This is a genomic window from Lactobacillus sp. ESL0261, assembly GCF_003693025.1.
Lineage (GTDB): Bacteria > Bacillota > Bacilli > Lactobacillales > Lactobacillaceae > Lactobacillus > Lactobacillus kullabergensis.
Genome location: NZ_REHN01000013.1, coordinates 52,291 through 77,721, shown reverse-complemented (window position 1 = coordinate 77,721; position 25,431 = coordinate 52,291). Strand labels below are relative to the sequence as shown.

Here is a 25,431-nt window from a genome sequence, read left to right as displayed (position 1 = left end):
TAGAAAATAAATATATACTTTAAAACAAAATTATGATTAAATTAAAAGAACAAACAGTAACGGGAAAGATTTAAACAAGATAAATCATATTGCTTCTATGGAGTTAAGGCCATTTTAGCAAAATATGTTAAATATAAATGAAAGGTAAAAACAATTATGAAAAAATATTTTGATAACAAAAGCATAATTCTATGTTTCTTGCTAACCCTGATCGTGGGTCTTGATACTCCTTTTAATACGTGGTCTTATTCGCAAATCTTTGCCATGGTTGAAGCTGGTGATAAGAGACGAGTAGTTTTAGAAGTCTGTTTGATTGTACTGATTGTTTTCTTATTAACCGTTGCCCGCTACTTTTACGAGAGGACGCTAAATCGGAACATCTACCTCTTCAATAAGAACGTGCGCAGTGATCTGCTATCTTCTGATTTTGTTAAACAACAAGGATCAGTTTCTGATAAGTTATCATTTGTTACCAATGATTTAGAGTTGGTAGAAAATAATTACGTCAAAGAAGTATTTAATTTAATCACTTCTATTGTTAACCTGCTGCTATGTTTGGCTATGGCAATAAATGCGAACTTTATCCTGACTCTTGTTTTTATGCTTTTTTCAGTTATTTCAGCAATTGCTCCAAAAATTATGGCTAAACGGGTTATGGAAAGCTCTAAAGCTTGGAGTGCTAGTGTTGGTAAGTACACGGGATTTATGTCGGATTACCTCAAGCACATTGACCTAATCTTGCATTATAATGCGATGCCTTTCTTTTTACTGAAAGGCAAGAAGGCAATTACTGAAACAGCTGAAGCGAAGCAGAAACGGGAAAATACGATTGCCATGAGCAATTTACTGGCTGGTATTCTGGCTTATACCTTATCATTTCTGCCCATTGGGATTGGTATTTTATTTGTTTTAGACAAGCGCTTGCCTCTTTCTTCCTTTATTATGGTTCAGTATTCCAGTTCTTGGATCGTAAATTCTATCTTGGCCATCAACCGGTCAATGACAACGATTAACTCGGCTAAACCCTTGTTAACAAAAGTGACTAATATCAAGGAATTACCGCAGTCTACTCTCAGTGACGAGATGACGACAATAGATTTCAAAGACTTGCAACTCAATGGTGTGACTTTTGGCTATCAGGATAAGACTATTATTCAAAATGCCAGCTTGACGGTTAATCGTGGTGATAAAATTCTGCTGACTGGTCGCAGCGGCCAGGGTAAGAGCACATTGCTCAGATTAATGGCAAATATTATCCAACCGAACAAGGGAACAGTGGAATTAGTTGAACCAAATGGTAAGGTTGTTTCTCCTCAGCCTGATTACTTTGGAGAAGTCAATCAGGATTCGAATATTTTTCATGATACCTTGCGCTTTAACCTGACTTTGGGGCGTGACTTTTCTGACCAAGAGATTGAGCATGCCATTCAAGAAGCGGGTTTAACGCCATTAATGCAAAAGATTGGCCTTGACGCCGTAATTCAAGAAGACGGAACTAACTTGTCAGGTGGAGAAAAGAAACGTATAGAAATTGCTCGTGCCTTTTTATATAATCGTAACTTTTTACTGATTGATGAGGGTACCGCATCCCTTGACCCACAAACTGCTCATGAAATTCATGAAATGATTTTATCTTCCGACTTGACAGTGGTAGAGATTGATCACCATATTCCAGAGGACTTGCAAAGTAAGTTCACCCATGCTTACAAATTAGAAGATAAGCAGCTAATCCCAATTAGTTAAAAGTACAGGAATAAAATTGTACCGGATTTTGATTGCTAATGTTGATAATTTAGTTATGGGAAAAAATAATTAAGTGGCTATTTAAAAATAGAGAGTTGTATCAAAGCTTTTTTTACAAAAATATGTGATATGATAAATAGTCCAAGTTAAGAAGAAAAAAGAAGAAAATCATTAAAATGAGTTCCGAGAGTTAGAAAACTTTCGGGACTCATTTCGTAGTTAAGGACAGTCTTTTATTTCTTCATCAACTAACCACACATCAAGTGGCTAATTATTTTTAAAGAGTTACAAAACTTCTTTTTTTATTAAATTTACTAAACATAGTAAGACACTAAAATGAGGTATTTCACAAGGTTTAGCACCTATTAAAATTAATTAAAACTTGTGTAAACCTAGCGCATGTTGTGCGGCTAAGTTTAAAATATTCCATTGCCGATCAAAACTTGGTGAGAAGAAAAAGTCTTGCTCAGCTAAATCTTCTAATGTTAATTTATGACCAATTGCTAAACTTAAGACATTGCCTTGAGCGGTGATATCATGCTTGGACATAACTGCACCTCCAAGAATCTGATGAGTGTCCTTATTATAAGTTAAGGAAATATATCCTAACGGATTATCATCTGCAGGAATAAAGTCTGGACGCAAATGATCGATGTAGATGCTAGTTGCAGCATTAATGCCGGCAAATTCAGCAGATTTTTGTGGGAGGCCGCTAACTACCGCATGTACATCACCAAATTCTAGTAATTGTCCGCCCACTAAACCTGGGAATGGACGGCTTGGTTTTTCTTCAAACAAATGTTGTACTAAGTAATTTGCTTCGTGACGAGCAGCGACTGCTGATGGAATTGGCATCCTTTTATTAGCCGGAATTGACAGTGGCCAAATAGCATCACCCAGGGCATAAACATCTTTTTGATTAGTCCTTAAGTACTCGTCGGTTTCAATATAACCCCGTTGGTTTAATTTAATAGTATCTTTAAGCCAGTCTGTATTAGCAACAATGCCTGCAGCAACTATGACTAAATCAGCTTTAATGTCACCATGATCAGTTTGGACTAGGTGATCATTGGTAAAGCCAGTAACTTTTGTATCAAGCTTTAAATCGACTCCCTTGTCTCGCATTTCTTGTTCAAAAACATCGGTAAAGTCTTTTGAAAAATAATTAGCCAAGATATGGTTGCTGGCATCAACCAAGGTCATGTTTTTACCAGCTAAAACACCAGCTTCAACGGCAGCGATTCCGTTACCAGCACCCACAACAACGATATTTTTAATTTCATCATTATGAAGAGCTTCATTGATCTTTTTAGCCCAACTGTAGCCCCGCATTAAATAAACGTAATCTAAATCTGCCCCTGGAATTGGCAACTGGAGTGGATCAACTCCTGGAGACAAGATTAATTTGTCATAGTTAACTTCTTCAGTCTGACCAGTTTGGGTATTTTTAATTGTAACTTGCTTATTTGCCGGATTTAAGGCAACTGCTTGCGAATTATTGACAATCTTACCACCTAATTTTTCCAAATCAGCAGGTGAAAAATTGCGTACATTGTCCTGACCGGTAGTTTTTTCTTCTAAAAAGAGCTTCATTCCGCATGACATAAATGAAACAAAATCACTTGCTTCATAAATAGTGACATCAAGATCTTGATATCTGTCTAATAACTCGATAGCTGCTTCATGACCCGGATGGGAAGCACCAATGATAACTACTTTTTGATTCATAGAAAAAATCCCCTTTTTATCAATATCTGAAAGTGCTTATAGCACTTTACTGTCTACTATGGTAACAAAAGAAATACGTTAGTTATACAAAGATGCACCAGTATAGCTAATTTGTATATATATTAAAATTTATAAAGTAATAAAAATTAATACCACCGTATAAATTGACTTTACAAATTTCACTAAATATAAAATTTGCTGATAATTTATGAGTAAAATACGGCCAAGTAAATCATTAAAAAGAACCTAAGAAGTATAAATGATACTCAAATAATAGTACAAATAGAATATCATTGAGAAAGCAAAGTGTTCATTTAAGTATGCGAGATCAAAATGAAATTGCAACTTTTGCTATTGCTTTAAAATCCGAAAGAAAAGGCAAAAACAATTCTTTGTCAAATTTTGCTGATAAAGAGTAAATAAACAGAATGAAATATATAATAAATCGCTAGGCTCTTTTCATTTTTTCTTCCAATCTGATCCTTATTAGAAAATTTTTGAAATTGGTGTGGACAAAAGATGTGTGCTCAATTTGTTTGTTTAGAGCAAACTCCTTTTTGATATCTACTATTACAAAATATATTGACCTGCTTTTTTATATATAATATAATCATCTTTATTATGTTATACAAGTTAATTTTAATATTGCTAAATTGCTTTTATATAGTTTAGCATTAAAAACTATTTGAGTATATTTTAACAACAAAAATTATTATAAAAGAGGGAAAACATGTCTGACTTAATAGTAACAAATAAACTAACAAAAAAGTTTAAAGATCAAGTTGTACTCAATCAAATAAGCCTACACGTCCCAGAAAATCAGGTTTATTGTCTGCTAGGACCTAATGGCGCAGGTAAGACTACCTTAATGAAGATTTTAACAGGAATCATACCCGCTACTAGCGGTACTATTACGTTTGCTGGTCACGATTGGTCTAGAGCGGATTTATCTGCTATTGGTTCCCTGATTGAAAATGCACCTCTTTATGGAAATTTAACGGCTGCTGAAAATCTCCAGGTAGTTTGTCGTTTAAGAGGGGTCGAAGAAAACGAAATACAACCAATTCTGGAAAAAGTAGGCATTAACGATACGGGTAAAAAACTGACCAAAAATTTTTCTCTGGGAATGAAAGAGCGCCTTGGAATTGGCTTGGCTCTTGTTGGTCAACCCAAGTTGTTAATTTTGGATGAACCGACAAATGGACTTGATCCACTGGGCATTCAGCAGTTGCGGAATTTGATTTCTAGTTTTAAAAAAGAAGGCATTACTATTATCATTTCTAGTCATATGCTTTCTGAAGTTGAGCGTTTAGCTGATAAAATTGGTATTATCGGTAAAGGCCAGCTTTTGCTTGAAAAAACTATAGATCATACAGAAAATCTGGAACAATTATTTAATGATACTTTAATGAATGCTGGTGTAACGAATGCTTAACTCATTGTCTATTGAAGTGATAAAAACTAAAAGAACACTTGTCAGGCAGTTATTGTGGCTTTATCCTCTTTTAATAATAATTGTAGTGACAGTGCTTTTTGCTACTACTGGTTATGCTATTCAAAGTGTCATTAATCAGTGGAGTACCATTTGGTTTCCCTTATTTCTTGCTTTGGTTGTTGGGCTAATTGACCGACACGAGAAGAATAGCACGATTTATAAGTTGATTTTGAGCTCACCTTACAATTTATTTGATTATGAATTAGGTAGAATTTTACACATTGCACTTTTAACATTAGTTTCTTCTTTATTCTTAGTTCTTTTTGTAAGTTTGCTTTATTTTATTTCTGAAATCAGTGTCTCGTTGATCTCTTGTTTTTTAGCAATTTTGGGTATTTGGTTAGTTAATCTTTGGCAAATTCCATTATATATTTGGCTTAGTCGCCTTACTAATATATATGTAACTATTGTATTGACCTTTGCCGGAATTTTTAGCGGCATAGAAGTAAATAGTTATTTCCTTGGCAAAATTTGGCCATTTACCTGGTCTGAACTTTTCCCAGTACCGCTAATAAAAATGAATATTAACGGATTACCTCTAAGTCATAATGTGGCAGGTTCAAATAATTATTTGCTTATAGCAGCAGCTATTCTGCTTTTCATTTTGCTCAGTTATCTCGCTGCCAGATCGTTTAAGAAGCAGGTAATTAAAAATGCTTAAAAATATTTTTCGGTCAGAAAACGTTAAACTTAAGCGGAGTTTTTTATTATATTTACATTTGTTAACTTTAATTGCTTATCCATTATTAATGGGATTTTATTATGGTACAAGAAAAAATATTGTAAACTCATCCGTTATGATAATAACTTTTTACGAATTGCTGGCGCTTATTTCTCCGCTAGTTATTAGCATTGTTATCGGTCTGGTTTTTGATCGCGAAGAAAAAGCTGGTCATTGTAAAAATTGGTTGGCAAATCCTGGCAAAAAAGGCTTAACTATTGGGTTGCAGCTATTTTATTATTGGTTATTATATTTCTTTGAAATTATCGGAATGAGTTTAATTTATTTCTTTATTTTAAGATTTGCTTTTCAGATAAATAATATATCCTTTATTAAAATTTTACTAACCAGTTTTATTTTTGCACTTTTTGGTCTTATTCAATACGAGCTTGCTCAATGGATAGTATTAAAGTTTAATGTTGGTGGTGCCATGATTCTGGGCTTTTTTGGTGTTGTAATCTCAGGTTTAAGTATTACCAGTCTTTTTGATTTTATCTGGCCTGTGATTCCTTGGGCATGGCAAATAAGATTAATCACTTTTTGGGAAGCTACGATTAGCAGTCAAGTACAGACCCTGACGGCTTGGGAAATGATTATTCCGTTAATTTTAACTATGGTTATAACTTTGTTAATTATAAAAGTGTTCGACAACTGGCAAAATTAGAAATGACAATTAAATAAATAATTGCTCATTGTCGTTGATGTAAATAAAAAGAATCAAGCAGTTTATTAGCTATGAAGTTAACCCCCGGAATTGGACAAAGATTCCAATTCGGGGGTTTTCTTATGTCTAAATATTTACTAAAAACAAAATTAGAAGCAGTAGATTTGTATCAAAGAGGATTTAGTACAAAAGAAATTCAAGAGAAATTATATATATTTATATATTTCTAAAAATATATTTTATATTAAAGGTTAATTATGCTACACTTTGGTTAAGTAGAAGTATATTGCTTAAAGGAGACAAATAATGAATAAACACCATTTTAGGATTAAACTTACAACGTACTTAGCTACTATTGCTATGACTGTGGTAGGTTTAAGTATTATTAAACCGCAAACAATATTTGCATCGGCTTCACCTCCTGCAAATTTAGCAAAAGAAACGAAAATTGCAACAAGAGACATTCGGACAGTTCCATGGGTCAGTACTGATATTGATGATAATAGTGAACTGTCACTTAGCTATGATTCGACCAGTAAAACATTAACTATTCCTGGTAACTCCACAGCTTTTAATAACCCGAAACCGCTGGCAAATGCTTTATATAATGTAGGGCTTGATCCTGAAAATGTTAACCATATTGTTATTCAGGGTCCCTTGGCACTTAGCGGGTCAGTCAGGTATCTATTTAAAGGCTTTACTTATCTAACTAATATAGACGGCTTGGACAAGCTTGATACTATTCAAATTACTGATATGACAAGCATGTTTTCATCATGTTATCGTTTAAGCGATGTTAATCTAAAAAACTTTAATACTGCCAATGTTACCACAATGTCAAGCATGTTTTATTCTTGCGTAAGTCTTAAAAATATTGATGTCAGTTCCTTTAATACCGAAAATGTTTCGGAATTAAGTGGCATGTTTGAAGAATGCAGAAGTTTAAATGCAATTGATTTAAGCAACTTTAAAACTAGTAAGGTGACTAATACCAGTACTATGTTCCAGAATTGCTGGTTTATAAAAAGCATTAAGTTTGGTAAAGATTTCAAAACTGATAATGTCACTGATATGAACGGGATGTTTAACAATTGCTTTGTCTTAACTGACCTAGATGTTAGCGGCTTTTCAACTGCTAACGTTAAGACTATGTCATATATGTTTGGGGCCTGCCAAAGCTTAACAAAAATTGATGTTAGCAACTTTAATACTGATAAAGTAACTGTAATGAATAACATGTTTATGGACTGCGAGAATATTACAGAGCTTGATCTCAGTAAATTTAATACCGCGAATGTTTTTAATATGAAAGAGATGTTTAAGTATGATTTTCGGTTGCAAAGGCTTGATATTAGCGGTTTTGATATGAGCAAAATTATATACATTTCCGATATGCTAAATGATTTGCAAAGTTTAAACTTGTTAAAACTAGGAAAAGATAATATTGTCAAGGGTACTGGATTTGATGCTGATGGCACTTGGCGCAATGTTGCTAATGGTACACTTAATGACCCTCAGGGCAAGAATAGGTGGAGCTCAAAAGAGTTAATGGCAAATTATGATCCAGCTAATGATGCAGATACTTATGTTCGCGAGGGTACACACTTTGATGAGCCTAAGCCACCAGTCAATCCGCCAACACCACCAACACCGCCGACACCAACACCACCAAGTCATTCATCTGGTACTATAGAGCCGATTGCAGGAGCTGAGGTCAGAGTACAGTATAAAGATAAAAATGGCCTTAAATTGGCACCTGATAAAATCTTGAATGGTAATGTTGGAGATGGGTACATTACCCAAGAACTGAAATTTGCTGGTTATTTATTAAAGGCAAGGCCTTATAATGCGACAGGTTTCTTCAGCTACCAGCCTCAGACTGTAACTTTTACTTACCTTAAAGGGACTGAAAGAATGGTAATGCATAATTCGTATCTCTATGATATTGATGGTAAGCAGTTACCTGGCGAATTTATGTCAGGCCAGATAATTACTACCTATGATACCGAAAACATAAACGGTAAGAAGTATTATTTTTTAGGTAATAATACGTTTGTGAAGGCCAATAATATTACAGGCCAAAAGCGTAAGTTAAAGCACAGGGCTCTGATCTATAATCAAAAAGTAAAGAAAATAAGACATGCCATTCTGAAACGTGGACGCAAAGTTACAACATATGGCGGTGCAGTAAAGCGAAAAGGCCGCTATTACTATATCATCGGATTGAACCGCTACGTGAAGAAAGCTAACTTTAACGGGACTGAAAGAACGGTAATGCATAATTCTTATCTTTATGATATTAATGGTAAGCGGAAACCAGGCGAATTTATGTCAGGCCAGATAATTATTACTTATGGTACCGAAAACATAAAAGGTAAGAAGTATTATCTTTTAGGTAATAATACGTTTGTGAAGGCTACTAATATTACAGGCCAAAAGCGTAAGTTAAAGCACAAGGCTCTGATCTATAATCAAAAAGTAAAGAAAATAAGACATGCCATTCTGAAGCGTGGACGCAAAGTTAGAACATTTGGTGGTGCAGTAAAACGGAAAGGTCGTTATTATTACATCACCGGATTGAAGCGATATGTAAAGAAAGCTAACTTTTAGAATTTTTGGTTAATTAGCCCAGTAGTACAGCATAAATATGTTTATAACTACTGAGTAAGAACGATCAAGAGAAAAAATTCATAATTTAAATGCACCTAATAGTAAAAATCAGCTATTAGGTGCATTTATTTTGTATTATGCTATTTAACAATTAGTCCAAAAATTGTAAAAAGGTCCCGAAAGTTAATTAACTTCCAGGACTTATTTTTTCTAGTTATAAATTTAATTCTGTTTTTAAGGCTTTAGTTAGTACAGCAGAAAAATTTAAATTTTTCTCTTTGCCCATTTTTACCAGATATTCTGGTACAGTTACTGTTTTGCGGATTGTCTTGGAATTATTGCGTCTATAATCATCCATATCAATGGCAACAATAGTTTTAATATCATTGTCAGCAACATGGATACTTTCTAACTTAGATGGTTTAGGATAATTAGTCGTGTCTTCCAACATTAATCCAATCATATCAGAAGCCATTTCCAAAGCATTAGTTAAATCTTCGCCCTGAGTAAAACCACCTGTAATATCTGGAACTTCGACAGTATAGCCAGTGTCTTCAGGGTGAAGTATAACAGGGTATACTAAAAGCTTAGACATATTAATTCCTCCTAACATGTAAAAATTAGCTGAAAAATTTATTTTAATCCAGCTTCTTTTAGAATTCTCTGTTCTAGTCCTTTTTTCATTTCTTTCGGATGAATGGGAACAGGAATAGTAACATTTGTAATGGGGTTATACATTTTTAGATGGAATCCGTTTTGAGACTTTTTACAAAGCCTTGCTTTTTAAAAAACTTGATAATTTCTCTTGGCGTCTTCGTCACAAAGTAAAACTTCCATGTTTCTTATTATACGTATAAATACATATAAATTCAACGAAGAAAGTTTAAAATTAAGTATCTCCATATATATTAAGATATTTGCCTAATTAAGCCCACCATTTTTTACCTTCATTAATTACTGAGAAAGGTTCAGAATGAATTATAGCCAGTATGTTTGCGCTATCATTTGTTTTGCATTTTTATGAAATAAGAGCGATGCAGTAACAACAGTGCCTGTCTTAAGAGAAAGGAGTAAAAATTATATGACTAAAAAGCTTTTTCGTTACTTAGCAGTTGCTATATTGGGCATTTCTGCAAGTCTGGTGCTAAACCAACAAACTAATACTGTAGAAGCTAAAAGTATTAATAAAACCGTGATGCACGATGCTCAAGCTTGTGATTTATATGGTGATAAAGTCAAAGGAAAATATGCAGCTTATACTCAAGTTAAGGTGGACGATGACCCAATTTCATTCAGATTTAAACCGTTTGCACCAGCATACAAAATTAGCGGTAAAAATAAATATATCAAGGCCAGCAACATAGATGGTGTTAAACGTAAAGTCAAACATAATTCCTTTGTTTACGCTACGAGCTCGCGGAGGTCTGATTCTCGCTTGCTTAAAAAGGGCAAAACAATAACAACTTATGGCAATTCCTTCAAATTTAAGAACGGTTTACGGTACTACCGCATTGGTGGACCAAAAAAGCAATATGTGAAAGCTGCTAATTTGGGTAAAATTATTGGTTCTAATACAGAAGAAACAACTGTAACTGTAAAAACCAAGGGAGCTGATATTACTGATTATGCTTATATTGATAGTGACGATGAAGACATTGTAAAGAGAGTCAAGAAAGGAACCAAATTCAAAGTTGATTATGCGCAATATTCTTCCATGGATATAGACGATCCTGATGGATATGAATATCATATAAAAGGTACAGACTTTTGGATATGGTATCGTGATGTCAAAGCAGATAAGAAAATACCAATACATGATTATAAATTTGAACATTATACTTATATAATGTTTTATAAAGATACTGATGTTTATAATGCTGACGGTACAAAGCAAGATCATCATGGGCAAAAAATTATCAAACAAGGAGGTTTTATAAAGGTTAACAAATTGCTTTATATTTGGATAAAATCCAAAAATAAGGCTGAATTGTTTTATCATTTAGCAGGCCATCAATTTTACGCTACAGATTTACCAGATGGAAGCAGTGGCTCGGATGTAATAAATGTCGGTCAAGGCTATGTTAAGAAAAAAGATATTAAATTTATTGATGGTCTTAAACTAAGTCCAAGTAATACACCAGAAGAAGCGCGTCAAGCTGCAAAACAGGATACAAATAAGAAAGCTGAATAATTTTTGAAATATGTCTAGAAGGGAGAAAATATATGAATAAGCAGTTTCTACATTATGTTGCAGCTACTATTTTAAGCGTTTGTGCAATTTTTGTTATGAACCAAAAAGTCAATACTGTAGAAGCTAAAAGTATTGTTAAGACCGTAATGCACGATGCCCATGCTTATGATTTATACGGTGATAAAGTAAAAGGAAAATATGCAGCTTACACTCAGGTTAAGTTAGATGATCAACCAATTCCATTTTCTTTTAAGCCGTTTGCACCCGCATATCAAATTAAAGGTAAAAAGCAATATATCAAGGCAAGTAATATTGACGGTGTTAAACGCAAGGTCAAACGTAACTCTTATGTTTACGCTACAAGCTCTAGGAGGGCTGACTCCCGTTTGCTTAAAAAGGGCAAGACAATAACAACTTATGGCAATTCCTTCAAATTTAAGAACGGGCAACGTTACTACCGCATTGGTGGACCAAAAAAGCAATATGTGAAAGCCAGCAACTTAAGTAAGATTATTAGTTCTAATACAGAAGAAACAATTGTAAAAGTAACTGCAAAAGAAGGAGCTGGACTTTATGATTTTATCAAAGACGATACTTATTCCAAGAAAGCCAAAAAGGGTACAAAATTTACGGTAGACTATGCTGAAAATAATGGAGGAGATGAAGATGATCCCCAAATATTTATTTATCATATTAAGGGTACAAAATATTGGTTACTGAGCAGTGAAGTTAAAGCCAAAAAGAAAATGCCTGTACATTACTATGATTCTGAACATTATTCTTACATTAAATTTTATAAAAATACAGATGTTTACAATGCAGACGGTACTAAGCAAGATCATCACGGACAAAAGATCAGAAAACAAGGTGGGTTTTTAAAGGTAAATAAATTGCTTTATATTTGGGTACCAGCTGAAAAGAAAGCTGAATTATTTTATCACTTGAAGGGTCATGAATTTTACGCCTCTGCCTCACGAGACGGAGGAACCTCTGTAATAGATGTTGGTGATGGCTATGTTAAGCAAAAAGATGTTAAATTTATTGCTGGCCTAAAATTACGTCCAAGTAACACTGCAGAAGAAGCCCAACAAAACGCTAAGCAAAAGGCAGACAAATAAATTATTTTAAGATATTTGGCTAATTAAGCCTATCATTTTTTACCTTCATTAATTATCAAGAAAGGCACAGAATAAAATTATATGATTCCTTGTTTTGATTACAGAAATTAGACAATCAAAAATAAAGATAGCAACTTTTTGAAGAAGAGAGGTTAAAACATATGAATAAAAAAATTACTCATTATTTAGCAGCTGGTTTTTTAGGCTTAACAACTATTTGGACATTTAATCATCAAGCCCATACTGTTCAAGCAAAGATTCCCAGCACCATAAGAACTGTTATGTATACGTCACAAGCATACGATGAAGATGGACGGAAGGTTAAAGCTAAGTATCCAGCTTTTCACCAGGTCAAAGTTGAAAAAAGACCATTAATCCTAACTTTCAAGCCCTATGCCCCATACTATAAAATTAGCGGGAAAAAGCAATATATTAAAGCTAATAACATCGATGGCGTTAAACGCAAGGTCAAACGTAACTCTTATGTTTATGCTACAAGTTCACGCAGGGCTGACTATCGTTTAATTAGAAAAGGAACCTCAATTACAACTTATGGTGGCACCGTCAAGTTTAAGAATGGTTTGCGCTACTACCGCATTGGTGGTCCTGCAAAGCAATATGTGAAAGCAGGCAACTTGGGCAAAATCACTGCTTCAAACACTGAAGAAACTATCGCAACAGTGACAAAAGACGGTGGGACTCCAATTTATGAGATCAATAATGGTCTCAAAACTACTAAAAAGGCTAAAAAAGGTACTAGCTTCGTAGTTGACCGTGCTCAAGAAGAAGGATATGCTGACGATATAACCAATATGGCTATTCCAAATGCAGTTATTTATCGCATTAAAGGGACGAATAATTGGCTAAATTGCCTAGACGTTAAAGTTAAAAAAGAGCTTCCGCATCATTTTTATAACTCCGAGCATTATTCTTATATTAGATTTTATCAAGATACAGACGTCTATAATGCTGATGGCACCAAGCAAGATAATAATGGACAAAGAATTAGGAAACAAGGCGGTAATATAAAAGTAGATAAATTGCTTTATATTTGGGTACCAGCCGAAAATAAAGCCGACCTGTTTTACCATATGAAAGGTCATTGGTTTTATGCCACTAATAAGCCAGATGGAAGTGGCGGTAGTGAAGTGGATTTTGGTGATAGCTATGTCAAAGCGAGTGATGTTAGATTTATTGACGGCGTAAAACTAAGCCCGATCAATACAGCTGAAGAAGCAAGTCAAGCTGCTAAGCAAAAAACGACCAAAGAAGTAATTGAAGCTGCTAAGAAAAGAGCAGGGAATTAGTTAAAGTCATAACATACTTATTTCCTATTTGTATTAAGATATTTGGCTAATTAAGTCCATCATTTTTTAACTTCATTAATCGTTAAGAAAAGCACAGAATGAAATTATATAATTTCTTGTTTTTATTGCAGAAATTAGAGAATCAAAAATAGAGATAGCATTTTTTGAAGAAGAGAGGTTAAAACACATGAATAAAAAAATTACTCATTACTTAGCAGCTGGCTTTTTAGGACTAACTGCCGTTTTAACATTTAATCAGCAAGTCCATACGGTTCAAGCAAAGGTTCCCAGCACTATAAGAACCGTTATGTATACATCACAAGCATACGATAAGGATGGACAAAAGGTAGACGTTAAATATCCTGCTTTTAAGCGGATTGAAGTTGAAAAAGAGCCATTAATCTTAACTTTCAAGCCCTATACCCCATACTATAAAATTAGTGGTAAAAAGCAATATATCAAAGCTAATAACATTGACGGTGTTAAACGTGAAGTTAAGCATAATTCCTATGTTTACGCTACCAGTTCACGAAGGGCTGACTATCGTTTAATTAGAAAAGGAACTTCCATTACAACTTATGGTGGTACCGTTAAGTTTAAGAATGGTTTGCGCTACTACCGCATTGGTGGTCCTGCAAAGCAATATGTGAGAGCCAGCAACTTGGGCAAAATCACAGCTTCAAACACGGAAGAAACTATCGCAACAGTGACAAGCGACGGTGGTGCACCAATTTATAAGATCGATAATGGGGTCAAAACTATTAAAAAGGCTAAAAAAGGTACTACGTTCGTAGTCGACCGAGCTGAAGAAGATAACTATGCGGAGGAGATTGGTCATTCGGCTATTCCTAATCCTACTATTTATCGTATTAAAGGGACGAATAATTGGCTCTATTGTCTGGACGTTAAAGTTCAGAAAGAACTTCCACATCATTTTTATGACCTTGAGCACTATTCTTATATTAGATTTTATCAAGATACAGATGTCTATAATGTCGATGGCACCATGCAAGATCATAAAGGACAAAGAATCAGAAAACAAGGCGGAAATTTAAAGGTAGATAAATTACTTTATATTTGGGTGCCAGCTGAAAATAAAGCTGAACTGTTTTACCATTTAAAAGGTCATGAGTTTTATGCCTCTGACCTACCAGGTGGTGGAGGACCGGATTCAATTGATGTTGGTGACGGCTATGTAAAAGCAAGTGATGTTAGATTTATTGCTGGTGTTAAATTAAGCCCAATTAATACAGCAGAAGAAGCAAGTCAAGCTGCTAAGCAAAAAACGACCAAATAAATTATTTTAAGAGAACTAAATAATTTAAATGCACCTAATAGTAAAAATCAGCTATTGGATGCATTTATTCTAACAAAGATTACTTTTTAGACAGTGCTTAAAAATTTTTGCTATAGGAAGAATTGCAAATGTGATCTTAGATTATTTATGATAATGATCGGATTTTTTGAAATTAACATTAAAAATTTGATTAAATATAAAATTAATGTATAATAAATAAAAATAATAAAAAAGAAGAGATAAAAATGATTAAAGAAGACTTAAATTTAAATATGTGTTTGAATGTTGCAGATATTGAGATGGAAGATACATCATCTTTTGCTAGACCTAATAGAAACACACGTGTTATCTCTTCTGGTTGTTGCATGCGTTAAATTTATTGTTTAGTGTAATAGCTTAAGATCAATATGTTGTTAACATATTGATCTTTTTTTATTTTATGAGAAAAAATATTATACAATTAGAACCCATTTTAGGGCATGAAAAAATACAAAGATTTTTTTGATAAAGCGTATCAAAATCCCCATTTATTAGATTTGTTAAGAAGCAAGCAGTTTATGGAAATCTGTATTTTATCTAAATTAGCAAATAATCAATTAAATGAATGGATTAATTCAAAAACTAAAATAGGCTTTTTATTACAGAAATATTCAAAGAGATAGCAAGTACTATAAAGTAGAGAAGAAATTCAATAGACACTTATATATAATTCAATGGAGAAATATGTTTAAACAGTTCGTTAATATTAGTCGAGTAAGATTTATTATTATTATTATTGTTCTTACGATATCACAAATTTTGAATACTGTAGCTACTTACGTTACAGATATACAGATGAATTTCATTATTAAAGGCCGTATTAATGCCTTTATTATAATTACAATAATTCAATTATTACTATTCACAATTAATGATTTTATGTATAATTTATCTAGTTATCAATGGAATAAGCAAACACAATACTATTTCCATGATGTGCGCAACAAAGAATCTCACGTTTTTTTACAAAAGCAAGATAAATCAGTCAGCTCAATGCAAAATGCTTTAGGTAACGATCTCAATATATTAAATGACGATTATTTTGTTAGAAATTTTGACTTAATAGCTAACATTATATACCAGTTTTTAGCTATTAATACACTGTTGAAATTTGATTGGATTCTTGTGTTTTTCACAATAATAATGGCTTTGATTTCTTTATTGATACCGAAAATTTGTCAGAAATATACAGTTACTCAAACTAAAAAAGTTTCTGATAGCAATAATGCATTTTTAAATTTAATAAAGGAATGGACATCAGGTTTAGAAGTGGCAAGACAGTATAAAATTGGTCGAGCTTTTAAATTGGCTTTGGGTAAGGGAAGTCAAAAACTTGAAAATAGTCAAATTGCTCGGAAAAAAGTTTTAACCTGGGCCGAGTTTATCCAAAGCATTGCTGATGCTATAGGGCGTGTTGGTATTACAGTAATAGCTGGTCTCTTATATTTCGGTAATCGCGTTGGCTTCGGTGTAATAGTCACAGCTAGTGTATTCGCAGATGGTATTTTTTCAACCTTATTAGATATTGTTGAAGATATTAATTATATTAAGTCTACAAAAAGCATTAGAGATCAAACTTTGAAAAAACAAGTATCATTACCATCTTCGCAATCTTCAAATGCTAAAACGCAAAGCATAGAAAAAATCAAATTGCATAATCTATCCTATTCGTATAATGGAGAAAGTATACTACATTATCCTGATTTAACAATTACAAGAAGTGAAAAAATACTTCTTTATGGCAAGAGTGGTTCAGGAAAGACAACGCTCATAGAACTAATAATGGGGCTTAAAAAACCATTAACTGGTACTGTATCTTTCTTTAATACTAAAGGTGAAAAAGTTAAACCCGATTTTGCTGAATTTGCATATCTTCCTCAAGATCTAGTCTTATTTCCAGGTAGTGTTATAGAAAATATCACTATGTTTAAAACGATGCCATTAAAAGTAGTACAAGATGCTGCGAATTTAGTGGCACTGCCAAATGAATTTCTGTTTAAAAATATTAATGCTTCAAAATCTATCCTTTCAGGAGGACAGCAACAAAAAGTAGTATTGGCAAGAGCCTTAGTTCATAAGAAATCTATTATGTTACTAGACGAACCAATTAGTGCTATAGATAAAATATCAAGTAATAAAATTTTATCTGAGTTGCTGACAAGTAATAAAACCTTGATTATGATAAGCCATAATTTGACCGAAAAGGAAAAAAGTCAATTTAATAAAAAAATCTATCTGGGAAAAGGGATTATCAATGAAAGTTAAAGATATGCGCAAACTACATCCAATATATTTTTGGATGTCTCTACTTTTAGCTATCGCAAGTGCAGGTTTGTTTACTAATGCTAATCAAGTCCAATCTTTGCTATTTGATGCTATTAAAGAAAAAAATTTGATTAACTTTGGCATTTTCGCTGGTATCCAATTTTTATGGATTCTGGCTGGATATGGTTTTTTACAGTTTAGCAAATATTTTTGGAAGTATGCTGTTCTGAAATATTTTCACCAAATACGTCAGAAACTTGCCGACCATTATTTTTTAAAAGCTGGCAATAATGAGACAAGTAATATCCAGAATCGAATGACTACGGATTTAAATTTATTAGAAAAAAATCTTTTTTATCAGATTAGATTATTAGCTTATAATTTTGCTCTGCTTTTTTTCAGCATTGGTCTGCTTTTATCATATCATTGGTTGTTATTGTTGACTTCCTTATTAATTGTTGCCATACAGATTTTGGCTCCTTATTTTTTTGAAAAACCATTGAGTAAAGCGATGAGTAATTTATCGAAAGAAAACGAACATTATTTAAAAACTTTGGGACATTGGTTAATTGGATTAAACGAAATTCGCCAGTATTTTTCTGGTCAAAAATTTTTCAAAGTTTTATCTGATACTAGTCAAAATATGGAGCAAGCATATATAAGTAATGATAAGGTTAACCAAATTTTTGATTATGTTAGTAGTTTGCTTTATCTAGTAGGGGATGCAATTATGCTAATTCTAACAAGCGTTTTGGTAACAAAAAATGTAATTCGCTTTGGTGTAATTTTTAGTATAAGTAATTTTGATTCCTATCTTTTTGGATCAATTAAGAATATAGCTACCTGCTGGGGTTTAATTAAATCCGTTCGTCCACTCAGAGAAAAGATGGAAGATTCATGTAAAAAGGTTGTTACTAAAAATCAAACTGGTAAAGTAGCAGCGGGAGTGCGAGTGACAAATTTGAAAGTTACTTTTTCGAACGGGCAAGTAATTAGTTATCCGAATTTTACAGTTAAACCTGGAACAAAAGTTTTGTTGACTGGAGACAATGGTACTGGAAAATCAACCTTATTGAGAGTTATTAAAGGGCTAACACATCCAACAAGCGGAAAAATAAGTTATATTAATCACGAAGATAAAATAATAAAGCCAGATTTGAGTAGTATTGATTATTTACCACAAGAACCGGTTATTTTTCCAGCAACTATAGGTGAAAACATTACAATGTTTTCACCTCAATCTGACCACAATATTAAGCATATATGTAATCATGTAAAACTAAATCAGGATATTGATGATTTACCTATGGGACTTGAAACAGTAATTAGCTCAGAAAAAATTTCAGGTGGTCAGCGTCAAAAGATTGTTTTAGCAAGAAGCTTATTTAACCATTCTACTTTTCTATTGATTGATGAGGGTACTAGCGCCATTGATTCTAATGCTATGTACAGCATTATGCAATATTTAACAAAACAAAATATAACTATCGTTTTTATTGCACATAAAGTTGAACAAAGGTTAAAAAATATGTTTGACGATGAAATACACCTTGAAAACAGAAAGAAAAATTAACCTATTTTGGATTTAATTACTTATAAGTAAGACTAGACAGTATTGAATTTTCTCATGACTGATTTTAAGTTCCTTTTTACTTGTATATTATCTTAAAATATTATGATATATTTTGAAAATTTTCAATCTTTTTTACAAATCAATGGTAAATAGTGAATTCTACATTAAAAGGTTGATTTTATAATCCAAGGTATTTAAATTCTAATTTGTATTTTTACTCTTAATTTGTTTTTCTTTCAATCCAGCTAGTGCTATTTTTATATTTATTCAATAACATTCTGAAATTGTATCTTCATTTTGAATTTAAAGAATCTTCTATCTCCTTGATTAATTTATCAGTTTTAATGTAGTAGTTCTTTTCATTTGAACAAGAACAATTTAAACAGGAACACTTTGATGAAGAATATATAGAAAAGACATAGTCATTTTCGCAGAATACTTTGATTTCAGTATCAGACTCTTTAAACGATACACTATTTTTAACAATTTTATTAACTTCGCCTGACTTTTCATCAATATTTTTTAAATAAGCATTTTTAAATAAGTTTAGGATTATACTTTGATAGCCTTGTTTTAAACCTGATTTAGTAGATTTGTCTATTAACAATTTTTGTTTCTGACTCCATAACTTGCTCAAAACTCCAATAATAGCGTCATTTTCATAAATGGTGTCTTGAAAAACACCATCTAAAACAAGCCTTAACGAATCCATACAAGCAAAAAAATAATTCATGTCTTTAGTTAGACCTAAAAGATTATACAATGCCGGTTTATTACGGGATATATTAATTTCACCTTGTGCATTTACAGGGTATCTAAATTCGTCACTTTTCTGAGTTAATTTATTTATAGCTTTAGGTATGTTGAAAAAAGTTTTATTTAATATTAAGTTCTGTGAATCTTTACTTTTTTCGCTATAGAATTTATTCTCAGTAAGTAGAGCCTCAAATTCCTCGCTAAGCTGACATAAATTATGATTAGGACTTTTTCCGATCTTTAGTGGTTTACCGGTTGCAATTGACAAATTAAAAATTGCGTCTTTTAAGCTTAGCTCTATATAATGCCGTGCTAAAAAGAATAGTGGCAAGTATAATACTGATTCATCATATTTAGGGTCGGAACTTACGGCAAAATTAACTAAAATTTTAAAAGCAAAAAAATAGCCGTTTTCATATGAATATTGATCAGTGCCTTCATCTCTAACTATATGAACTCGATAATTTGGCGCAACTTTGAAAATTTCTGGATCTTCCTTAATTACTCTTGATTGAAAATCTCTCACATTTTCATTTTCTCTTTGTACTAATCTTTGCTCATAATACAAATCGGAATAAAGTTTCTCTTCTGTCATGTTATTGTTCTGAAACTGAGAAAGTTCGTTTCTTTTATTTATTGTATAGCTTGGTTCTTCAAGACCAAATGGATAGGTAATAAAGAAATCATTCCCTTTCTTATAAGAATCGATTTCTTTCTCCCAAGAAGATATAAAATCTTTTTTTGAAAAAATTTCCATGTTTTTTTCTCCTTATGTAAAACCAATAGTGTATGAAATCCATAATTTTTTTCGATATATTTTTACCTACTTTAAATGTTATCACTTATTTAGATATTCTTGGTTAAAATATTAGTACAATAGTTTTTTGAAATATCGAAGTCAGAGCGGACAAGTGTATGCTGTTTATATAAGTCAAATTATAAGAAATTATGCTTTACAAAGAAACAGATGTTTATAATGCCAGCCTAAAATAAAGCAGAACTGTTTTACCATATGAAGGGTCATAGATTTTATGCCACTGATAAGCCAGATGGAACAGGCGGTGGCCAAGTAGATTTTGGTGATAGCTATGTCAAAGCGAGTGATGTTAGATTTATTGCGGGCGTAAGACTAAGTCCGATCAATACTGCAGAAGAAGCAAGTCAAGCTGCTAAGCCAAAGACGGCCAAATAAATAATTTTAAGAGAACTAAATAAATAATTTAAATGCACCTAATAGTAAAAATCAGCTATTAGGTGCATTTTTGTATTTATTATAAAAAGGTCCCGAAATTGAGAAAATTTTGGGACCTTTGTCAAATTAAGATTACACTTTTCAGAAATAACTATTTCTAAATGTTCATTAGGGGAATAGTACGCATAACAGACCGGCTTCCATAGAAACAAGACCTAAACCACTTCTCGGGTTATCTATAAGTTCCACTAAAGCCATTAAAAGCAAAACTAAACCTACGCAAATCGAAAATATCTGCCTATTTCTATAGACCTTTTCAGAATATTTTTAGGTTTATCGGCTGGATCCTTTCCAAAAAGAACATTTGCAAAATCCAAGAGAGCAAGAATTAAAAATATGATTATGACATAAAATTTGTGTTTTAAAACAAAAATTGCAAAGAGGCCTAGCAGAACCTGAATAAAGCCACATATTAAAACTCTAGCTTTATAAGACAATTTTTTTAAAATCATAACAGTATAACGCTTTCCCTATTATCAAATAATCTTGTATATAACTTGATATCAAAGATGATATTTATATTATATTTGGATATATTAAACCCTGATAATTAAAAAGCAACAAAATTTTTAATTGCTTCCTAATTAATGATGACTGCGTTTAACGCCATTTTTGTATATTCTTTTTTCGTTTATTTTCATTTTATTAACAATGTCTTCACCCAAATCACTGCTAAGCATTTCTGCAATGCCTAATAGGAATATCCCTACATCGGCTAATTCTTCATTAATATTTTCCTTATTATTCTTGCGCCAGGCTTCAAATAACTCATTAGCTTCTCCATGTAATCGCAATAATTCAAACTCAATATCTGTGGTATTGAAACCGTGTTTTTTCTTATTTTCCATGACTGCTTTTTGCAGTTTCTTAGTATCTATGATCAATTTGGACTCCTAAATAATGATTTTAGTCTATTTTATATTTAATTTGTAAATAGGTGCAATGAATATCAAATTAAGTTGATTAATTTTACTGTGTGAGTTTTGAAGCTAGACTATATAGCTTAATCCTTAGATATTGAAATTTTGCCAGTTTTACTGGTAACTTTAAGCAATGGGTTTGCTTGGGAAGAAGTAGAAAAATGATGAGAATAGTATTTTTTACCAACTTTTATTTTTTGTGTAGAATCAGTTGTAAGGTCACAATTGATTTTTGGCAAATCAAACATATCGAACATACTAAAATTACCGGTATTTAGATCGATTGTGCTTTGGCCAATAGCTTTACTGCTGCCAAAATTAAAATTGCCATGATTGATAAAAGTATTAGTTTTTAGCTTACTACTATAAATATAAATGTTTCCTTTATTTACATTGAAATTACTGCTTTTTAATTTAGAATCAAAGACATCTATGCATTCATTATCCTCGTCATGATTTTGTTTGGCGTCATAGTTTTTAACTGTAAAGGTCACATTATTTGCTTTAACATCTGAAATAAAAAGGAATCCTGCAGTTGAACTTAAATTAATACTGGGAATATTCAATTTATCTATTATGACACCATATTCATAATTGAAACCAGTTATTTCTTTTACGCTATTTTTGTGGGGAACGGTAATATTTATTTGATAGTCACCATCGTTGAATTTATATTCGGGTTCATCATAAACAGTAAGCTGATTGTTGTCCACTTTTGTATTAATTTTATTAACATCGACTCCTTTTTCTCCTATAACAGTGATTTTAAATTTTTTACCTAAGTCAATGACCACATCTGGTCTGTAACAAGCAAGTTTGATTTGGCTAAATTTGGGAACAGTATAAGTTTTCTTGACTTTGCCTTTCTTTGTTTTTGTGACAACTGCTTTGTAGCTATTTGTTTTTGTAGTTTGACTGGCTTTTGCATCAACGATTCCAGTTTTCGAAAAATTGTTGTTTGCTTTGCCAACTACAAAAAGAAGAGCTGCTAAAGTAGCGATACTGCCACATATTTGATAAAACTTTTTCATTTCTAATTTACCTTCATTTTAATTAATCTATTTTAATATTTCCTCTGCTGTTAACTTTAAGAAGTGGTTGATTAGGAACAGTCTTAGAAAATTGATGAGTGTAAAGTCTGCTTTGAAATTTGATTTTACCTTTTGGTTTAGTTGTCAAATCATAACTGATTTTCGGAGCACCCGTCATAACAAAGTCACCTATAGCCAAATTAATTGAACTATTTCCTAAAAGGCTGGAATTTTGAATTTTGACACTACTATATTTGAAGTCAGGTGCTAAAGCTAAATTGGCCTTTGTTTTGAATTTACTATTTTTAATTATTAAATCTCCAACGCTTAATTTAACTGTACTATTTTTAATTGTTGAATTTAAGACTTTCAAGTCACCATTTGTTTGCTTGACACTAACATTTTCAGAGTTGACGTGATTAAGGATAACATCGCCATAGCCTGTTTTGACAGCAACACTTGGAATATTCAAACCGTTGAAGTAGATATCACTGATATCACAATTCCCAGTAACCTTATTTATAGAGTTCTTATTAGGAACCGTTATGGTAACTGTATATCCGCCATAATTATGATGACCGGTAGGTTTGTCATAGATAGTTAGTTTTCTGTTTTTAACGCTGATCCTGGTAAATGCAATATGAGCTCTGTGAGTTCCACTGGCTTTGACACTAAATGTATTGCCTACTATGAATTTGATATCAGGCCGCTTGGTATTAAGTTTGACTTGGTCAAATTCTGTAACATTGAAAGTTTTGTTGACTTTATTTTGAGATCTTGACTTTTTGGCAAAAACGACTTTGTCATCCTGATACTGAGGATTTTGTAGGAAATTACTTGCCTTAGCGCCAATGAGCACCAATAATCCGGCAATTCCTAAAAAGCTGCCTAATTTATATAATCTTTTCATAGTTAATTTCTTCATTTCTAATTAAAACATACTGAATCTATCTATAAAATTCTATATTTGCATTCTTGCTAGTTACTTTAACGGTTGGCTTGTTTGGTACGATAATAGATAGACGTTTATGATAATCTTTATTGTCAGTTTCAATTTTATGCTTAGGATCAACGCGCAGGTCATAACTTATTTTAGGAGCATCTGTCATCAAAAATAATCCTTTATTAAGAGTGAAGGAACTATCACCCATGAAAGTGCTACCAACAACTGTCATGCCACCCTTGCTAATGTGCACTTTAGCTTTGATTTTACTGTCATCAATAGTCATATTACCTTTACCGATGTTAATAGAACAATTCTTTAAATTCGAATCCATTATGTCTGAAACTTCATGTTTTATTTTTAACTTAACATTTTGAGAAGAGACATGATCAAAGGCAAAATAAGCAATGTTTGATTTGAGATTTATTACTGGTATATTTAGCTTCTCTAAATATATGGAGCCTCCTCGTAAATATCCCGATACCTTTTTCAAAGCATTCTTACTTGGCACAGTAACAGTTACTTCATAATAGCCATCATTAAAGTGTTTTTCCGGTTCATCATAAATAGTCAGTTGCTTATTTTTAACTTTGGTTTTGATTTTTTGTGCATTTCCACCACGTTTAGCTTTAATTTTGACCTGGTATTTGTTACCTAAAGTAACAATAGTATTGGGTCTGTAAGAAGAAAATTTAATTTTATTAAATTTTTTAACTGTGTAAACTCTTTTGGTAGTTTGATTGGTTTGAGCTTCTGTAACTTGATTCCTTGGCAAAGCACTATTTATTTTCAAACCTGCGAAAATAAGAAGACCAACAATTCCACAAAAACTTCCAATTTTAAAAATCTTTTTCATTTTTATTTCCTTAATATACTTATATTAAATTTAAACAAGTAAAGCTTATTTAAAAAATTCTATATTTGCATTTTTGCTGGTTACTTTAACGGTTGGCTTGTTTGGTACGGATATAAGAAGCCGATTACGATGATCTTTAGTATCCGTTACAATTTTATGTTTAGGATCAACGCGCAAATCATAACTGATTTTTGGCGCACCGGTCATCGAAAATACTCCTTTGTTAAGAGTAAACGAGCTATCACCCAAGAAAGTACAATCATTAATAAGCATGCCGCCTTTGGCAATGAATACTTTAGTTTTGATCTTGCTATCGTTAAAAGCTATATTGCCTTTGCCAATGTTAATGGAAGAATTTTGTAAATTTGAATCCATTATGTCTAAAACTTGATGTTTAATCTTTAACTTAACGTTTTGAGAAGAAATATGATCCAGAGCTAAATAAGCAATGTTTGACTTAAGATTTATTACTGGGACATTTAACTTCTCTAAATACACGGAACCTCCTCGTAAATATCCTGATACCTTTTTCAAAGCGTTTTTACTTGGTACAGTAACAGTGACTTCATAATAGCCATCCTTAAAGTGCTTTTCTGACTTATCATAAATAGTCAGTTGCTTATTTTTCACTTTGGTTTTAATTTTTTGTGCATTTCCACCACGTTTAGCTTTAATTTTGACCTGGTATTTGTTACCTAAAGTAACAATAGTATTGGGTCTGTAAGAAGAAAATTTAATTTTATTAAATTTTTTAACTGTGTAAACTCTTTTGGTAGTTTGATTAGTTTTGGCTTCTGCTACTTGAGGCTTTTGTAAAGCACTATCTATTTTCAAACCTGCGAATGTAAGAAAACCAACAATTCCACAAAAAATGCCAATTTTAAAAATCTTTTTCATTATAATTACCCCCTCATTTTAATTT

The 25,431-nt window shown here is 32.3% G+C and carries 22 protein-coding genes; 13 read left to right on the top strand and 9 right to left on the bottom strand.

The annotated features are described in order from the left end of the window. Nucleotides 1-156 precede the first annotated feature (156 nt). Nucleotides 157-1,743, top strand: a complete 1,587-nt coding sequence (locus F5ESL0261_RS09125) for an ABC transporter ATP-binding protein (RefSeq protein WP_122052994.1) — start codon at nucleotides 157-159, stop codon at nucleotides 1,741-1,743. Nucleotides 1,744-2,118: 375 nt separating this feature from the next. Here F5ESL0261_RS09125 and F5ESL0261_RS09120 read toward each other — a convergent pair whose 3' ends face one another. Beyond that, nucleotides 2,119-3,471 carry an FAD-dependent oxidoreductase gene (locus tag F5ESL0261_RS09120; protein WP_122052993.1) on the bottom strand — a complete coding sequence of 451 codons (1,353 nt, stop codon included), beginning with the start codon at nucleotides 3,469-3,471 and terminating at the stop codon, nucleotides 2,119-2,121. A gap of 730 nt (nucleotides 3,472-4,201) precedes the next feature. Here F5ESL0261_RS09120 and F5ESL0261_RS09115 point away from each other — a divergent pair. The 4 genes from F5ESL0261_RS09115 (at nucleotide 4,202) to F5ESL0261_RS09100 (ending at nucleotide 8,961) form a co-directional block, all read left to right on the top strand. After that, nucleotides 4,202-4,906, top strand: coding sequence for a lantibiotic protection ABC transporter ATP-binding subunit (locus F5ESL0261_RS09115; RefSeq protein WP_122052992.1), 705 nt, complete (start codon nucleotides 4,202-4,204; stop codon nucleotides 4,904-4,906). Continuing rightward, entirely contained in the window at nucleotides 4,899-5,627 is a 729-nt protein-coding gene (locus F5ESL0261_RS09110) for a hypothetical protein (protein ID WP_122052991.1), read from the top strand. The genes F5ESL0261_RS09115 and F5ESL0261_RS09110 overlap by 8 nt, the downstream gene beginning before the upstream one ends. Then, the gene (locus tag F5ESL0261_RS09105) at nucleotides 5,620-6,351 is read left to right on the top strand and encodes a lantibiotic ABC transporter permease (RefSeq protein WP_122052990.1); all 732 of its coding nucleotides are present in this window, start codon (nucleotides 5,620-5,622) and stop codon (nucleotides 6,349-6,351) included. The genes F5ESL0261_RS09110 and F5ESL0261_RS09105 overlap by 8 nt, the downstream gene beginning before the upstream one ends. Nucleotides 6,352-6,657: 306 nt before the next feature. Beyond that, nucleotides 6,658-8,961 carry a BspA family leucine-rich repeat surface protein gene (locus F5ESL0261_RS09100; RefSeq protein WP_122052989.1) on the top strand — a complete coding sequence of 768 codons (2,304 nt, stop codon included), beginning with the start codon at nucleotides 6,658-6,660 and terminating at the stop codon, nucleotides 8,959-8,961. 214 nt (nucleotides 8,962-9,175) lie between these two features. Here F5ESL0261_RS09100 and F5ESL0261_RS09095 read toward each other — a convergent pair whose 3' ends face one another. Together F5ESL0261_RS09095 and F5ESL0261_RS10320 are read right to left on the bottom strand one after the other, a co-directional pair. After that, nucleotides 9,176-9,556 (bottom strand): type II toxin-antitoxin system HicB family antitoxin, encoded by a 381-nt coding sequence (locus F5ESL0261_RS09095; protein WP_122052988.1) that lies wholly within the window; start codon nucleotides 9,554-9,556, stop codon nucleotides 9,176-9,178. Between the two features lie 38 nt (nucleotides 9,557-9,594). Then, nucleotides 9,595-9,699 (bottom strand): type II toxin-antitoxin system HicA family toxin, encoded by a 105-nt coding sequence (locus F5ESL0261_RS10320; RefSeq protein WP_342446795.1) that lies wholly within the window; start codon nucleotides 9,697-9,699, stop codon nucleotides 9,595-9,597. Between the two features lie 343 nt (nucleotides 9,700-10,042). On the opposite strand from F5ESL0261_RS10320, the gene F5ESL0261_RS09085 reads away from it, so the two are divergent. The 7 genes from F5ESL0261_RS09085 to F5ESL0261_RS09055 all read left to right on the top strand — a co-directional run bounded on the left by F5ESL0261_RS09085 (nucleotide 10,043) and on the right by F5ESL0261_RS09055 (nucleotide 18,751). Next, nucleotides 10,043-11,152, top strand: a complete 1,110-nt coding sequence (locus F5ESL0261_RS09085; protein WP_122052987.1) for an SLAP domain-containing protein — start codon at nucleotides 10,043-10,045, stop codon at nucleotides 11,150-11,152. A 32-nt stretch (nucleotides 11,153-11,184) separates the two neighbouring features. Further along, nucleotides 11,185-12,270, top strand: coding sequence for an SLAP domain-containing protein (locus F5ESL0261_RS09080; protein ID WP_122052986.1), 1,086 nt, complete (start codon nucleotides 11,185-11,187; stop codon nucleotides 12,268-12,270). Between the two features lie 161 nt (nucleotides 12,271-12,431). Beyond that, on the top strand, nucleotides 12,432-13,577 hold the full coding sequence (locus F5ESL0261_RS09075; RefSeq protein ID WP_122052985.1) for an SLAP domain-containing protein: 1,146 nt from the start codon (nucleotides 12,432-12,434) through the stop codon (nucleotides 13,575-13,577). Nucleotides 13,578-13,764: 187 nt separating this feature from the next. Next, entirely contained in the window at nucleotides 13,765-14,874 is a 1,110-nt protein-coding gene (locus F5ESL0261_RS09070) for an SLAP domain-containing protein (RefSeq protein ID WP_122052984.1), read from the top strand. 245 nt (nucleotides 14,875-15,119) lie between these two features. Beyond that, a complete protein-coding gene (locus tag F5ESL0261_RS10290) occupies nucleotides 15,120-15,248 on the top strand; it encodes a hypothetical protein (RefSeq protein ID WP_255409683.1) in 129 nt (42 codons plus the stop codon). A gap of 349 nt (nucleotides 15,249-15,597) precedes the next feature. Next, nucleotides 15,598-17,178, top strand: coding sequence for an ABC transporter ATP-binding protein (locus F5ESL0261_RS09060; protein ID WP_122052982.1), 1,581 nt, complete (start codon nucleotides 15,598-15,600; stop codon nucleotides 17,176-17,178). Continuing rightward, nucleotides 17,168-18,751, top strand: a complete 1,584-nt coding sequence (locus F5ESL0261_RS09055; protein WP_122052981.1) for an ABC transporter ATP-binding protein — start codon at nucleotides 17,168-17,170, stop codon at nucleotides 18,749-18,751. The genes F5ESL0261_RS09060 and F5ESL0261_RS09055 overlap by 11 nt, the downstream gene beginning before the upstream one ends. A 292-nt stretch (nucleotides 18,752-19,043) precedes the next feature. On the opposite strand, the gene F5ESL0261_RS09050 is transcribed toward F5ESL0261_RS09055, so the two are convergent. Then, nucleotides 19,044-20,264 carry a hypothetical protein gene (locus F5ESL0261_RS09050; RefSeq protein WP_122052980.1) on the bottom strand — a complete coding sequence of 407 codons (1,221 nt, stop codon included), beginning with the start codon at nucleotides 20,262-20,264 and terminating at the stop codon, nucleotides 19,044-19,046. Between the two features lie 255 nt (nucleotides 20,265-20,519). On the opposite strand from F5ESL0261_RS09050, the gene F5ESL0261_RS09045 reads away from it, so the two are divergent. Continuing rightward, complete coding sequence (locus F5ESL0261_RS09045) at nucleotides 20,520-20,699, top strand: hypothetical protein (RefSeq protein WP_122052979.1); 180 nt, start codon at nucleotides 20,520-20,522, stop codon at nucleotides 20,697-20,699. Between the two features lie 644 nt (nucleotides 20,700-21,343). On the opposite strand, the gene F5ESL0261_RS09035 is transcribed toward F5ESL0261_RS09045, so the two are convergent. The 5 genes from F5ESL0261_RS09035 to F5ESL0261_RS09015 form a co-directional block, all read right to left on the bottom strand. Continuing rightward, complete coding sequence (locus F5ESL0261_RS09035) at nucleotides 21,344-21,643, bottom strand: MazG nucleotide pyrophosphohydrolase domain-containing protein (RefSeq protein WP_122052977.1); 300 nt, start codon at nucleotides 21,641-21,643, stop codon at nucleotides 21,344-21,346. 119 nt (nucleotides 21,644-21,762) lie between these two features. Further along, entirely contained in the window at nucleotides 21,763-22,710 is a 948-nt protein-coding gene (locus F5ESL0261_RS09030; protein WP_122052976.1) for a hypothetical protein, read from the bottom strand. 22 nt (nucleotides 22,711-22,732) lie between these two features. Then, nucleotides 22,733-23,620, bottom strand: coding sequence for a DUF4097 family beta strand repeat-containing protein (locus F5ESL0261_RS09025; protein WP_158595216.1), 888 nt, complete (start codon nucleotides 23,618-23,620; stop codon nucleotides 22,733-22,735). Nucleotides 23,621-23,657: 37 nt separating this feature from the next. Next, on the bottom strand, nucleotides 23,658-24,509 hold the full coding sequence (locus tag F5ESL0261_RS09020) for a DUF4097 family beta strand repeat-containing protein (protein ID WP_122052974.1): 852 nt from the start codon (nucleotides 24,507-24,509) through the stop codon (nucleotides 23,658-23,660). Nucleotides 24,510-24,554: 45 nt separating this feature from the next. Further along, on the bottom strand, nucleotides 24,555-25,406 hold the full coding sequence (locus F5ESL0261_RS09015; RefSeq protein ID WP_122052973.1) for a DUF4097 family beta strand repeat-containing protein: 852 nt from the start codon (nucleotides 25,404-25,406) through the stop codon (nucleotides 24,555-24,557). Between the last annotated feature and the right edge of the window lie 25 nt (nucleotides 25,407-25,431).

Coding starts and splice junctions, on each gene's coding strand:
- F5ESL0261_RS09125 (WP_122052994.1), top strand. CDS start 157: ATGAAAAAATATTTTGATAACAAAAGCATAATTCTATGTTTCTTGCTA.
- F5ESL0261_RS09120 (WP_122052993.1), bottom strand. CDS start 3,471: ATGAATCAAAAAGTAGTTATCATTGGTGCTTCCCATCCGGGTCATGAA.
- F5ESL0261_RS09115 (WP_122052992.1), top strand. CDS start 4,202: ATGTCTGACTTAATAGTAACAAATAAACTAACAAAAAAGTTTAAAGAT.
- F5ESL0261_RS09110 (WP_122052991.1), top strand. CDS start 4,899: ATGCTTAACTCATTGTCTATTGAAGTGATAAAAACTAAAAGAACACTT.
- F5ESL0261_RS09105 (WP_122052990.1), top strand. CDS start 5,620: ATGCTTAAAAATATTTTTCGGTCAGAAAACGTTAAACTTAAGCGGAGT.
- F5ESL0261_RS09100 (WP_122052989.1), top strand. CDS start 6,658: ATGAATAAACACCATTTTAGGATTAAACTTACAACGTACTTAGCTACT.
- F5ESL0261_RS09095 (WP_122052988.1), bottom strand. CDS start 9,556: ATGTCTAAGCTTTTAGTATACCCTGTTATACTTCACCCTGAAGACACT.
- F5ESL0261_RS10320 (WP_342446795.1), bottom strand. CDS start 9,699: ATGTATAACCCCATTACAAATGTTACTATTCCTGTTCCCATTCATCCG.
- F5ESL0261_RS09085 (WP_122052987.1), top strand. CDS start 10,043: ATGACTAAAAAGCTTTTTCGTTACTTAGCAGTTGCTATATTGGGCATT.
- F5ESL0261_RS09080 (WP_122052986.1), top strand. CDS start 11,185: ATGAATAAGCAGTTTCTACATTATGTTGCAGCTACTATTTTAAGCGTT.
- F5ESL0261_RS09075 (WP_122052985.1), top strand. CDS start 12,432: ATGAATAAAAAAATTACTCATTATTTAGCAGCTGGTTTTTTAGGCTTA.
- F5ESL0261_RS09070 (WP_122052984.1), top strand. CDS start 13,765: ATGAATAAAAAAATTACTCATTACTTAGCAGCTGGCTTTTTAGGACTA.
- F5ESL0261_RS10290 (WP_255409683.1), top strand. CDS start 15,120: ATGATTAAAGAAGACTTAAATTTAAATATGTGTTTGAATGTTGCAGAT.
- F5ESL0261_RS09060 (WP_122052982.1), top strand. CDS start 15,598: ATGTTTAAACAGTTCGTTAATATTAGTCGAGTAAGATTTATTATTATT.
- F5ESL0261_RS09055 (WP_122052981.1), top strand. CDS start 17,168: ATGAAAGTTAAAGATATGCGCAAACTACATCCAATATATTTTTGGATG.
- F5ESL0261_RS09050 (WP_122052980.1), bottom strand. CDS start 20,264: ATGGAAATTTTTTCAAAAAAAGATTTTATATCTTCTTGGGAGAAAGAA.
- F5ESL0261_RS09045 (WP_122052979.1), top strand. CDS start 20,520: ATGAAGGGTCATAGATTTTATGCCACTGATAAGCCAGATGGAACAGGC.
- F5ESL0261_RS09030 (WP_122052976.1), bottom strand. CDS start 22,710: ATGAAAAAGTTTTATCAAATATGTGGCAGTATCGCTACTTTAGCAGCT.
- F5ESL0261_RS09025 (WP_158595216.1), bottom strand. CDS start 23,620: ATGAAAAGATTATATAAATTAGGCAGCTTTTTAGGAATTGCCGGATTA.
- F5ESL0261_RS09020 (WP_122052974.1), bottom strand. CDS start 24,509: ATGAAAAAGATTTTTAAAATTGGAAGTTTTTGTGGAATTGTTGGTCTT.
- F5ESL0261_RS09015 (WP_122052973.1), bottom strand. CDS start 25,406: ATGAAAAAGATTTTTAAAATTGGCATTTTTTGTGGAATTGTTGGTTTT.